Genomic DNA, 13513 nt, shown 5'->3' on the forward strand with positions numbered 1-13513 from the left:
AAGAGGGAGATTGTCCTAAATACTGTTCATTCTTATTTGTTGAAATCTGTTACTCTATTTTAGCAGTCACAGATATTATCATCGATAATTATATTGCCGATTTTCAATTGGTAGTTTTGTTTATATTATATAATATTATTACTTTGTTATTTAACGAGGCAATGATGGGATTAAATCGAAAATTAAATATTATAGCTCTTCTATTTCCCCAATTGCGAAAACGTCTGAATGCTTTCCAAAGTATTCTCCTTCAAATGTGTATTTTACAGATTCTCCTCCTATCAAATATATTTTGTTATCACGAACAATAAAATCCGGGGCATTTATTGTACAAAATAAAGTGTTATCATTATAACATGTATCAGTAACGGTATCATAGATAATTATCCTATTTGAAAACTCGCCATTATACATCGAATTTTCTACAAGTTTGTTCTTATTCATAAAGTATCTATACGAATATCCTCCAATAAGGATAATATAACGGTCTTTATAAACTATCTCGTCATTACATGGTCCCCAATTACTAAGACCATTACAAATATTAGTTTTAATTAATGACCATTTTTTGGTCACCGTATTATATTTCCAATTATCGTTGATATTATAATACCGTTCAGATATGTCTTTCCTGCTAATCCAACTTTGGTTTGGATATATTCCTCCGATAATATAAATATCATCACCAATACTCGTCATGGCGGGATTAAACCTTAGAGTACCCGGAAAGGTATCATATTCTTGCCATCCCTTATCTAAGTTGTTAATATCTAGTCTATATAATATCCTTCCAATTTCGGTGTTTTCATTGTTGACCATTAAATTGTGACTCTTATAATGTGGCTCTCTATGTGCACCACAACATATATAAATATAATTGTTTATTTTGGTCATCCCGAATCCGCTCATACTGGCAGGCAAATTTGGTAATTCAGTCCATATCCATTGATTGTCTGTATAATTTAACGCATATCCGTCTTGTAACGTGCGGAAGGCATTTTTTTTCTTATAATTAGTTAATGGACCAATCTTTACTGGCGTATAGACGAAGCCGCCATAACAATACATGGTGTTGTCGATACAGACTGTTCTGCCTCCTTGTCTCCCTGTGCTAGGAAAATTCGGTATGCTATCCCACGTATGGGTTATATTATTCAAATCTAGGTAATAACCCTCATTTTTGAATCCTCTAATGTATTTTTTAACTTTTGTGTCCATGTCGTTGCCCGTGAAGGAATTAGCTATTCCACCATTAAATCCACACAAAAATACTAATTTATTTTCTATCATGCCAAAAAAAGTTTCCTCTATAGCTAACGGTATACTAGTAGACTTTTTCCATGTTATCTTTTTTGGCGCGACAACCTTCCTTCTTTTGGCTTTTTTCGCTGCAACTACCTTTCTTTTTTTTGCTTTTTTCGCCGCAACTATCTTCCTTTTTTTTGCTTTTTTCGCCGCAACTATCTTCTTTTTTTTTGCTTTTTTCGCCGCAACTATCTTCCTTTTTTTTGCTTTTTTCGCCGCAACTATCTTCCTTTTTTTTGCTTTTTTCGCCGCAACCCTCTTCCTTTTTTTTGCTTTTTTCGCCGCAACTATCTTCCTTTTTTTTGCTTTTTTCGCCGTAACAACCTTCCTTCTTTTTGCTTTTTTCGCCGTAACAACCTTCCTTCTTTTTGCTTTTTTCGCCATAATAACCCTCTCTCTTTGCTAAGAATAATTTAAGTGTATTAATATATAACAATTTAACTAATTTTTACGGTGATACCATCATATTCTTTGCATAAAATACCGAAACGACAGGTACCCAACAATAGTGTCTATTTATTTAGAAGAATTTTAAACAACTCTGCCATCGAAACATCAAGTAATTAATGCTATTCATTAAAAGGCCGACAGCTTAGATGATCATTAATATAGTCATCTAAGCTGTCGGCCTTAACTTTTAGGCTCTAATTTGAAATTGTATCTCCTGAGTGAAAATAGCTAATTTATAAATTATATCCTTTGTAATTTGAGCAAATTTAATTGAATGACACTTATAATCTTTGTATGCTAAATAAACTTTATGTGAATGATGCTAGTAAATTTTCATGGACACAACTTAGTTAAGTTCTTTAAAATTTGACTAGACTATTTTAATGAACGATATGTCTGTATGGGTAACAAAAAAGTAAGTAAAAACTTCCGACACCTCCTATATAAGCCTTTTTTTACCAGTTCATCCCTTTCACCTAAGCAGTTTAATTGAACTCACATACGATAGTAATAGGTAAGCTTCAAAAGTTAACACCTCCAATTTTAGCGTCTTAACAGGCGCTTTTTTTATCCTCTTAATCGTTTCCTTTAATTATTCAACATTCTATCTAACTGAGTTACACTAATTTGGTCAATACATATAAATTTTTACAAACGTATTTTCTGTCGTTGAAAAGTTCCATAAATATAGCCATGATTAAAAGCCTTGTATCACTACTACAAGGCTAAACATTAATAGAATGCTTATCAATTACAAAACCCCTGACTTGCTTTGGACCCTAATATTTAGATGAACAACAAATGTTCTAATTTAAGGTTTAAACTTCGTAGTATTTTTTTCATTGATTATTGCTAGTAGCAATACGTTGTTTATGAAGATATATAGAGTATTCTAAAGGATTAATAAATGAGCTGCTTATTATCTCCTGAGGAGAATTTGCAACTGAGTAAGCTAGTTTAGTAGAGGTAGAATTACATTCAATAAACCATAGCTTCTGTTTGGAATCTAAAGCAAAATCTATAGCTGTTTCACCCAGAGGTCCATACACTTTTTCTATACTTTCATGAATGTTTTTTAGGAAAACTTCTATTCTACGTTTTAATAAGTCTGCTTCTTCATCCGAATAATTTAAATAGGATCGAGTAAATGGACCAAAACGAAAAAACTCTGCACCAGATGGCAAGTTTGTGATAGGGGAGTTGTTTGCTCCAATTCGTGAAAAAACGTCCATTACTTTTAACTCACCATTCCCTGTTCTTTGTATCTCCGCCCGCATATCTACCATCCTATTATTATATTTAATAGAATGAATCGCCGACTGCATTATTGCGCTTTTACCTCTTAATATTCTTCTAATGACTCTAGTTAACTTCTTATAAGTTTTTACCTTTCGAAAAACTAATCGTTTTGACTTTTTTGAAAAGTATTTATATTCATACCCCTGCCTTGGAACCATTCTAACTTGAATGATACTATTTCCTAATCTTCCTATTCTTGGTTTTATATAAATTGAACGATTATAAGCAAACATTTTTCGTAGGTCCCTTGGGTGGTTGTACAACTTTGTAACAGGTAAATGTTGTGAGACTTTTGGGTCCTTTGATAGTTCCTTATGAACGTTCCATTTATCAAAGGCGCTTCGGGAATTTAAAAAGGAAACTCCTTCTTTTATAAAACTCTCACGTAGTTTCATATTTACCTTATTATTAATTTCACGTGTACGACTATATAATACATCTGGGTAGGAATACTCTTTCCTTATCCATTTATGGGATTGATTATCAAAATAAACTCCATTTATTGTTAGCTGTTCGAGGTTTACATCTTTACGTGAAAAGAAAAATAAAGTAGTGTTTAAACTATTATTTGCTTTCACAAGTTCTCTTATTGAATATTTAGTTTCTTGTTTTATATATAGATTGTCCATAGCTTTTATGCTTATATATACTCCGATTTTAACCTTCTGAGATTGTAGGGCTCTGAAGAAATTCATATTTCCACTCCTTTCTGTTGCTACCTTTTTATTTTATAGTACATGTTATGAAAAAAGACACGTAGAGTTCCAAAAAAAGGTGACAGCCCTAACCCATTCAATGTCTTTTCGGGGAAAAAGTGATAAATTAATAAACATAACTCTATCGATTAGAAAATAAAAAAAGGAGATCCTAAGCAAGAGTCTCTTCAATTCAAGACAAGCGTACAGATACAATAAATTCCCCCTTAGGCCATTAAGAGTAATCTAATGAATTGCTTGTATCGATAAATTTATGTCGAAAGCAGATCAAGCCAGTGTAACTTTATGGACATTATTTACTGTTTTCCCCCTTCTCGCTCGCGAGATAAGCTCTTATCCTTCTAATCTGAGACTTGTTTCTTAGACTATAGAACCCCCTCAACCCAGGCCAGCGATTTAATTCAAAAATATAAACAGAACCATTTTTATCCATACCAATATCTACAGCAAAGATTCTTTGCCGAGCAAAATAAGGTCCTAATGTTTTTGCAGCTAGTAGGGAAATTCTTTTTATCTTCTTCACTTTTACTTTTATCGCGTTCTTATCTAGATTCATTCTTTTCATTGCTCGCTGTATAGGAAGTACGGTACCGTTACGATGTCTATTTGTCACTTTATACCCCTTCCCTGCTTTTCTAGCGATGACTCCTGTTACTACCCATGGGGATTTCACCGTTTTTCGCTGAACAATTACTCTAAAATCAACGCGTTTGTTGCCAATTCTAGTAAGGTTTACTTCTGGTTGAATAATAAATCTTCTTTTCCTTGTCGCCTTCCTAATAAATTTATAAGCAGTAAGTCTACTCTTAAACACTTTGCGCTTTTTATTTATATAAACTAAATATTTCCCTCGTTTGCTTTTAATAAAATAAATATCCTGGCCTTTCTTTCCATTATTTGGTTTTATAACAATGGATTTGTGTATACGTAACATGTTATAAAAGTTTGTTTTACTCCACTTCACTGTATGTGGCAAATAAGGTTGAAGTTGTCTATTTTTTCTCATTACAGAATTCATTTTATACTTGTTTCTGCCTTTTAATCTTGACATTTTAACTCCCTCCCTCTTACCTTTTTTTAGAAGTTAGGATAGTTTATTCAAAAATAAATAAAAAGGAAGGGCATTTGAGGGTGATGGATAATTAAGATATGACTTTGTAGTAAGAATGAGTCAAGAATGTAATCTCTAAACTGGCGAAAATTAACTATCGAAACCCTAGAGTCCTTACATACGTAAAAATAAACCGTTCAAAATAGAACGGTTCATCTTTATTCTTCACCTCAACTACTACTGCGGCCGCAGCATCCTCCTTTTTTAAATACTTTCCTAATTTTGGGAGTTACTTCTATAATAGTTGATCTTTTTACAGGTTTAATACTACTTTGCTTAATTGTTGTTCTTTTTTTCTTCAAGGACAACATCTCCTTTTTTTAATCTATCTTATGCACTTTACCAAAAGAAGGTTTAGACTATGATGTTGGTTCAATTAAATAAATACATTCTTCATAAGCTCCAGCTTCAATACGGTAGCATTTTATTTTTGGCTTTTTGAATTTATAAGAGATTATAACCATAACTATTTCATCATCGATGTGATTAACGAGATCATAACTCGAAGGGATAGGTTTTGTCGTTGGGTGCGAATGATAAATGGCTATAACTTTCTCCTTTTGCTTATTAATTTGCTTAAAAGTCTCTTCAACAACCTTCTTTCCAACAAAATAACGTCTATCAGATTTTATTTCATTTACTAATTTCCAAACTGACTGAACATTATTTTTATTTCCAGAGAGTAAGCCACATACTTCATATGGTAGGTTAGATCTGCCATGTTCAACTATTTCTTCAAAACAGATGGCAGGAATTATAATTTTTTCAGTTTTAATAGGGATCCCCCCTTTAATAAAAGTAATGAATTATTTCCAATTAAAATTTATTGGTTCATTTCTCTATTCAATAGTTGGTTCTATATTCGTATTTTTATGCTTATTTTCCCTTACTTGTGCTCAGAATTTTCATTCTGGTTACTTTTTGGATTTACCGTCTTGTTTTCAGTGGTATTTTTTTTCAATTCTTTATTTGTTAGCTTTTTCGTTTCAATCGGTATATTTTTGCGATTTAATTTAGATGGATTTTGAGCATAGTTCCCTTGAAAAATGTTTTGTGTTTCTGTTTTATGCATATACTTAGAACCCAGTGTATTAGTTATTTGGTCATTGAATGATAACGAAGGTTTGTTAAACTTTTGTTTTACTTTGTTCTTTGAAACATTCATCTTATTAAGATCTTGATAGTGTGTCGGTACATTTGAATTTATTGAACCTTGTTTTACCTGCCTCCCTTTAATTGGAACGGCTTGCTGATGTAACTTTTCGGCATAATTTTGCCGCCTAGGAATTGCTCTTTTTTCTTCATCTAAATAGGGTTGAATATGATTAGAATGTTTGAGCATATTTTGCAATTGTTTGTAACCTGATGGTTGATGCTTTTGTTTTGGATTAGGACTATCCGAGACGGGTAGTTGCTTTTCATTTTTATCTTGCTTTTTTGATTGGGCAATTTCTTCTTTAAGTCCTTTCATTTCGATATGTCCTTCTTGTATTAAAGAAATCGAGGTATTCTGAATGTCGATCATTTTATCTATTTTATTAATAAGGTCATTAAAATTCGGATTGTTCACTTTATTCATTAAAAAAGCCACATCTTGTTTTAAGAGCTGAATCGAATCATTAAAAGACTCAACCTGTTTTGATAAATTTTTAATTTTTTTGTTATACCCACTTTTTTGCAAATCTTGATTTTCTTTCATTTCTTGTATTTCTCCTTCTAATGTAGAAACTTGTTTTTTTATTTCTATACACTCATTTTTTGTCAAAAGGTAATCTTCCACTACATTCTCCGATTTTATAGATTCTAAAGTCTGTTTATAAACAAACAGTTTTTTCTTTAATGTCTCAATATCTGAAGTTCCCTTGAATTTATTCTGTTCCATTATTCATCACCCTTCTCCAAATATATTAGTTTTTTCACCAGTAATACGTGACAGATATATAAGGTTAATCGTCAACGAAATTCTAGCCAATTAAAGACAAGAGAGATCTTATTATGGATGATTCCCTTTTCAACTGTCCCAATATTGGGCTACCATCAAGGTTTTTAAAAAATTTTCTAAACATGTAACCATCTTTATTTATCATCATATGCTACAAGTGAAAAGAAATTAATTTTATTTGGAGGTGTTTGCGACATGCAAGCCAAAAATCTTAAAGGCGGCCAACCAGAGCCCCTATGTATAAATACTGAGAAGGTTTATGACTGGCTCATAAACGAGGCAACTTTTAATTTAAGCTTAGATGATGTAGATTTGCCTGAGGTAAATGGCGAACAATTATTGTGTGAGGACATTGAAAATGTTACATGTTCGGTTGAACCAGGTGAAGCTGTCATTTTAAGCCGTGAAGATCAAAGCTTTATCATTAATGGTGATGAACAGCCAGTTGAACTTCAAGTAGTAACGATTCAAAAGAGCTTTGAGGTTACCGTTTTTGTTACTACAACGACTGGTCAAACGGTTTCAGCTGGAACTTTCCCATTCACACGACGTGAACAGGTAGTTCTATGTGCACCTGAAGGTACATCAGTTACCGTGAATTACATTGATGTAAGTTGTTTTGTAGAACAGTTTAATTGTGCGGGCACTGAGGATGAGGAAGATGAAGAGACTACTATCGATTTAGGAGTAGTGGTACGCTTATGTCAAAGCATTCAATCAACATTCCCAGTTACTCTTGAGTTAATGGCAGAATTCTGTCAACCTAGAGATGTTGTTTCCTTACCATCTCCATTCGCTCCAGAATGCCCTGACCCTGTTATTCCACCACAATGTCCAGTTCTATTCCCAAATAATGGTGATGATGATTAATAAAAAGGCATAGAGTTAATGAGAGGAGATACTCCTCTCATTATTTTTTTAGTTAAGGGTGAGAAAAATGTATAAAAATCACTATGATGAGTTTAAAGAGAAGATTGAACAACTAAACAATGAAACAAGTTTCTATTTAAAAGAAATTAAAGATTTAGTTTCTCAAAAGAAACAAAAGCAGAAAATGAATATGATTAGCTATTTTACATATTCATTTAGAATTTCGTACGAAAAGGAACAGGAAAGCTTAATTATTGGTACTTATCATATTCATAACATAGGGAATAAATTACTTAGCAACCCATATATTTGTATTAAACTTTCACCCGATTCTCCATTTACCTTTTCTGGTAAATATGTAACCAAAAAAACAAACCTTTCATTGAATACACCTGGTGCCTGGGAACGAATAAATGAACAAACGGATAAGGATGAATATTGGCTAAGACCAATTGGTAAACAAACGCTTGAACCTGATCAGATCATTTCGTTTCCAAACTTCCAAATAAAATGGCTGCCAAAAGAGTCATACTCAGGTAGTATTATGGGTTTTACCTATTGTCAAGAATTCAAGGAAGGAATTCCTGCAGTTAATCAAATTTACGTGAATGGGACATTAAAGTAAATTGAGGTGATTTAATGGAAACCAATGAAAATCATGAGCAAGAACTGTTGTTTAAACAATTAACCCAATATTTTATGAAGGAGCACCTTGAACAGTTAAAAGGGAATAAAAAAAATAAAAATAACAGTTTCATTTATTTAGAGAGCAATACTTTAAATATGCTGCTCATCTATTTGTTGGTGAATTTGGACAATCAACAAAGTCATGGAACAGCAAGTAGCCACGAAAGTGCTCCTTTTCCTAAAGAGATATTTGAAGAGTTAAACTCAATTATCGCTAATAACAAAGAAGAATTTGAAGAAATTCTTAGTTATTTAAAAGAGGAAACTTAATTTACCTTCTAAAACCAAACTATGAAAATAAGGACAATTAGACACGTAACCCTTACATCCTTTTATCATATTAATATTGTACATTCCAGTAAAGGTGTGTAACAAAATATAAAAATGGTACGGGAGGTTTCTACTTTGTACTCAAACAATATTAAGGTAACCGATACGATCCAACTTCAACAAAAAATCATTTATTTTAAATCAGAACTCGCTAAGTATCAAGCGAAAGTCAAGGATTATGAAAATAACTATCACTATTCTCAGTTAAAGCAACTGAAAGAAGAAAATCTTCAATTAATCGAAGAGAACGATATCATGTCCGACGAATTAAAAACAATCAATGAAGATTATGAGAAGACAATTGAAGGTTTGAGAACTCAAATTGAGGCGTATTCGGAACAAGAAAAAACGTTCAACTCTACTCTTTCGCAAAAGCAACAAGAAATTAAAAAACTAAAAGAGGAAAGAAATGCGATCGAAAAAGATTTAAAATTAAAGATCGAACATTTAGCCAAAGAAAAACAAACTTCCCAAACTAAGATATCTGAGCTTGAAGCCTCTATTCAAACGTTTAAAAACAATCGTGATTCAGACAATCTTCAACAAACAAAGCTCAATGAAAAAATTAACAAGCTGGAACATGAACTTCATGATTCTAATCAAGCTAAACTAAACCTTGAGAAGGATAATAATGATTTACACGCAGAAATAAAAAATCTAAAGAATGAAATTTCAGAATTGAAGGAATTTGCTTCCGTTGAAAAAGACATCAAACTACAAGTTGAACAATCTAAATCAAAATTAGAAGAGGCTTTACAAAAACATCAAGTAGATGAAGATACCATTACCGAGTTAAATCAAAAAAACCGAAATTTACTATCAAAAACTGCTCAACTCGAGGAAGATCTAACCAAGAATCAAAAACTCAATCAAGAGTTACAAGAAAAAGCAGCTACTTTACAAAAAAATTGTGAAAATTATTTCTCTTTGCAAAAAGAACATGAACAGCTAAAACAAGAGATGAAAACTTCACAAGATCATTTAAGCGAGATAATTATGAAGTTTAATGAATCAAATCAGGATACACATTCGTTCCTTCCTAATGGTCCTTCCTTGGTAAATAATAATATTGAAATAAATGAATTGGACATTCTGAAACAATTAGAACATCAATTTAAAGGGCTTCTCGAACAATCCTTTGATTACGAGGAACAGCTAGACTCAAAGGTTATACTCATTAGTGAACTAGAGAACAAATTAGCGGAATTATCTCATGAAATTGAAGAGTTGCAAGACAATATTCATCGAGAAGAATCGATCTCAAAAAAAGACGATTCAAATTTAACCACTTAAAGATAACGTAACTTACTGGTTTAAGTTTTCTATGAGTGGGTTTTGGGACTGACAACATATGGACCGCCGAACCCATTTTTCATTCATCTTTGATCAGTTACGATGTTCCACGTTAGCAGCAGCTCCCCTGCTTACTATCTGGGGCTGTACATTGGATTAAGGTACTTTTGTTGTACCCGTGTTTCCCTTTCATTTCTAGACATATATTTTACAGGTCTTTTAATCATAATGTTTCATCCTCCTTTATGATACGAGTTAATGTTTCATATAAAAACACCTATGTAGAGGGTGTTTAAAATCGCATGCCTTATTTAGGCACCATCATAATGATGCCACGATCGATCTACCGACAGCGAACCAAACTACGAGCAATATAGTTTTTTCCTTTTATTGGGTAAATATGTATACAATCCTCTAGTTTTGCTCGTAGTATGTATGGAACTAAGGACTATCTATGGTAGTTGTATATTAAAGGGCCGTCGGTATACAGGATTAACAAGAAGGACAGCGACGATATCGTTTTTTATCAACACCTATGTCAAATAGAAACACCTTCTACATTGATATTCATTTCCTTATAGGTGAGCTATGCTTGCGGCGTCTTGGATTAGTGTCGATGAGGGCGGACACATCATACGGTTACAGCATATCATAAATGAGGTAAGCACCGAATACGGAATTCAAATTGCCCCCTCGATTTTCCAATCTGGGCATTGATGAGACTGATAACCAAATTAGAGAAACTGAGAGGAGTTGCGCATAATCCGAGATTTATCACCTTCAAGATAAAAAAAATTGGAGTAAGTGAAGCTATTTTAGTATCAGGAGGTATTTAGAAACATTATGAAAAGACCAATTATTGGAGTATTTATAAACAACGGAGTCATCCGAAAATTAAATAATCAAAACTATAATTTAACATCTTACTTTCGTTTAGAAATGTTAGCAAACGAAAGTATAAAAGCAGGTACTACATTATATTTTTTTTCAGCCCTTGATGTAAATTTAAAAAATTCTACTATAAGAGGTACGTATTTTAATGAGTATGAGGGCATTTGGAAGAAGAAGAAGTTTCCTCTTCCTGATATTCTTTATGATAGATCTGGAGGCTTTCTAAAATCACAGAGAAGAAAAGTGAAGTCAATAAGAAGAAAATTCTCAAAGTTAGGTATTAAAAAGGTAAACTCACAAGGTCATTTTAATAAATGGAGAACCTATGAAGTCCTCAAAAAGGTTCCTGAATTACAACCCCACCTTCCTCAGACAAAACGTTGTAAAGACCTTATTGATTTAAGATCTTTTATGAAGAACAAAGAAAAAATATATATTAAAGGGATTAATGGAAGCAGAGGAAGAAAAATCATTCGATTAAAAAAGAACAAAGATGGGAGCTTTGAACTCAAATATTTTATTAATCAATTAGTAGTTAAACATGTACAGAGTCTTGACGATGTATACAAATTCTTGCGTACCTTCTTTAAAGGTAAACAATTTATTATTCAGCAAGCAATTCCTCTAATGTCCATAAATAATAGACTAGTTGACTTTCGTGCAGAGGTCCAAAGGAATAAAAGTGGTGATTTGGAAGTTGTAGGTGTTTCTGTTCGTTTCGGAATGCAAAATTCCCCAATTACCATTCATTCAAAAGCATATTCTTTTGGAGAATTCTTCGACAAATTTTTCAACTATAGTGTTGATGAAATCATTCGAAAAAGGAATAATGTAGACAGTTTCCTCAAAAAAGTGTATGAAAACGTAGAGGCAAACTTTGGTTCTTTTGGTGAAATTGGTATTGATTTTGGTATGGATGATCAAGGAGGTCTTTGGTTTATTGAGTGTAATGCGAAATCGGCAAAAGTTTCTTTACACAAAGCATACGATGAAGAAACTGTTAAAAAAGCCTTTTTAAACCCATTGGAATATGGAAAATTCATATATCAGAATAATTGATAACTTTCGAGAGTAACCGTCTAAATTTTTTATTCGCTTCACTGACTTTGAGTATTTAGTTGAGAGGAATAATCTAGCAGCCTAGTTTAATTATCACATTTATTTATAGTTATGTTATATTACCATGGCTAAAGTCAATCCCTCTTAGTCTTAGATTATGATTCATAATGCATCGTTTTTAAAATTATATACTTCGATGCACTGAATTTTCTTTTTTTAACCATGTACAAGGAAGGATTGAAATGTTATGAAACCAAAATATATAACCAACATAGAGAAGATTACCTATTTATCTGAAGAAGAAAAAATGAATTTAAAAAAAATAACTGAAAAATATGTTTTTCGTGTAAATGACTATTATTTAAATCTCATTGATTGGTCAGATCCAAATGACCCACTGAAGCGATTGGTTATCCCTTCTACAGACGAACTTCAAGAATACGGTCGCTGGGATGCTTCTGATGAAGATACAAATTATGTAGTGAAAGGGTGCCAGCATAAGTATAGTACAACGGCGTTATTGCTAGTATCCGAGGTCTGTGGAGCTTATTGTAGATACTGCTTCCGAAAGCGTTTATTCCGTACCGATGTAAAGGAGGCTATGATGGATGTAAGTGACGGTCTCGACTACATTGAGAACCACCCCGAAATTAACAACGTATTGTTAACGGGAGGAGATCCTTTGACCTTAGCTACCAAAAAACTTCGTTTAATTATTGAAAGACTGAGATCTATACCGCATGTCAAAATCATACGACTCGGTTCAAAAATGCCTGTTTTTAACCCTATGAGAATATATGAAGACAAAGAGCTGCTAGAATTGCTAAGGGAGTATTCTACAGAAGAAAACCGTATATATTTAATGGCGCATATTAACCACCCTAGAGAAATTACTGAAGAGGCCAAAAAATGCTTCAAGGCACTACATGATGCCGGTGTAATCGTAGTAAACCAAACACCTGTGTTAAGAGGAATAAACGATGATTCCGCTATTCTTAGTGAATTGCTGGATAAATTATCTTGGGCAGGGGTAACACCATACTACTTTTTTATAAATAGACCTGTCGCAGGCAACGATTCATTTGTCCTCTCACTTGAGCGAGTTTATAAAATTGTTGAAAAAGCAAAAGCAAAAACTTCCGGCTTAGGAAAACGTGTAAAACTTGTGATGAGCCACACTTCAGGGAAAATTGAGATACTGGCTATTGATAAGGGTAAGGCCTATCTTAAATACCATCAATCTAGGGATGAGGACTATGGTAAGTTTATGGTACTCGATTGTCCTCCAGATGCTGCTTGGTTTGATGATTTGCCGAACAACGAACAGCATTGGAAAAAGCCGGTCAAAAAGACCAATGATGTCATATCGGTAAACGAACTTCCCGATACTCCCCAAAGAAAGAAAAACACGGATAACCTTAAAAATAAAGAGTGACTGATCGATCAAAAAGAAGATGATGTCTGTACAGTACAGACATCATCTTCTCAGATTGTCGAGAAACCCCACTTTTTTAAAGTGGGGTTTCTATTTTGACTTTATTTCATTCTCTAAGATTTAAG

The 13513-nt window shown here is 32.9% G+C and carries 11 protein-coding genes; 6 read left to right on the forward strand and 5 right to left on the reverse strand.

Going from position 1 to position 13513, the window contains the following annotated elements:
* Nucleotides 1–189: 189 nt before the first annotated feature.
* From SAY88_RS23470 to SAY88_RS23485, 5 genes are all read right to left on the reverse strand, one after another.
* Complete coding sequence (locus SAY88_RS23470) at nucleotides 190–1689, reverse strand: Kelch repeat-containing protein (protein WP_332634767.1); 1500 nt, start codon at nucleotides 1687–1689, stop codon at nucleotides 190–192.
* 905 nt (nucleotides 1690–2594) lie between these two features.
* Complete coding sequence (locus tag SAY88_RS23475) at nucleotides 2595–3749, reverse strand: YheC/YheD family endospore coat-associated protein (protein WP_332634768.1); 1155 nt, start codon at nucleotides 3747–3749, stop codon at nucleotides 2595–2597.
* Nucleotides 3750–4062: 313 nt separating this feature from the next.
* Complete coding sequence (locus tag SAY88_RS23480) at nucleotides 4063–4821, reverse strand: YheC/YheD family protein (RefSeq protein ID WP_332634770.1); 759 nt, start codon at nucleotides 4819–4821, stop codon at nucleotides 4063–4065.
* Between the two features lie 419 nt (nucleotides 4822–5240).
* Nucleotides 5241–5684: a M67 family metallopeptidase gene (locus SAY88_RS26110; protein WP_431308912.1), complete on the reverse strand. Its 444-nt coding sequence runs from the start codon at nucleotides 5682–5684 to the stop codon at nucleotides 5241–5243.
* A gap of 83 nt (nucleotides 5685–5767) precedes the next feature.
* The gene (locus tag SAY88_RS23485) at nucleotides 5768–6763 is read right to left on the reverse strand and encodes a hypothetical protein (RefSeq protein ID WP_332634771.1); all 996 of its coding nucleotides are present in this window, start codon (nucleotides 6761–6763) and stop codon (nucleotides 5768–5770) included.
* Between the two features lie 255 nt (nucleotides 6764–7018).
* On the opposite strand from SAY88_RS23485, the gene SAY88_RS23490 reads away from it, so the two are divergent.
* The 6 genes from SAY88_RS23490 to SAY88_RS23515 all read left to right on the forward strand — a co-directional run bounded on the left by SAY88_RS23490 (nucleotide 7019) and on the right by SAY88_RS23515 (nucleotide 13388).
* Nucleotides 7019–7693, forward strand: coding sequence for a BMQ_0737 family morphogenetic spore coat protein (locus tag SAY88_RS23490; protein WP_332634772.1), 675 nt, complete (start codon nucleotides 7019–7021; stop codon nucleotides 7691–7693).
* Nucleotides 7694–7760: 67 nt separating this feature from the next.
* Nucleotides 7761–8318 (forward strand): hypothetical protein, encoded by a 558-nt coding sequence (locus SAY88_RS23495; protein ID WP_332634773.1) that lies wholly within the window; start codon nucleotides 7761–7763, stop codon nucleotides 8316–8318.
* Between the two features lie 14 nt (nucleotides 8319–8332).
* Nucleotides 8333–8650, forward strand: coding sequence for a hypothetical protein (locus SAY88_RS23500; RefSeq protein WP_332634775.1), 318 nt, complete (start codon nucleotides 8333–8335; stop codon nucleotides 8648–8650).
* 315 nt (nucleotides 8651–8965) lie between these two features.
* Entirely contained in the window at nucleotides 8966–10003 is a 1038-nt protein-coding gene (locus SAY88_RS23505) for a hypothetical protein (protein WP_332634777.1), read from the forward strand.
* Between the two features lie 843 nt (nucleotides 10004–10846).
* A complete protein-coding gene (locus tag SAY88_RS23510) occupies nucleotides 10847–11953 on the forward strand; it encodes a YheC/YheD family endospore coat-associated protein (RefSeq protein WP_332634779.1) in 1107 nt (368 codons plus the stop codon).
* Nucleotides 11954–12200: 247 nt separating this feature from the next.
* Nucleotides 12201–13388, forward strand: a complete 1188-nt coding sequence (locus SAY88_RS23515; protein WP_332634781.1) for a KamA family radical SAM protein — start codon at nucleotides 12201–12203, stop codon at nucleotides 13386–13388.
* Nucleotides 13389–13513: the final 125 nt, after the last annotated feature.

This window comes from Halalkalibacter flavus, from assembly GCF_036663575.1.
Classification (GTDB): Bacteria; Bacillota; Bacilli; order Bacillales; family Bacillaceae_D; genus Halalkalibacter; species Halalkalibacter flavus.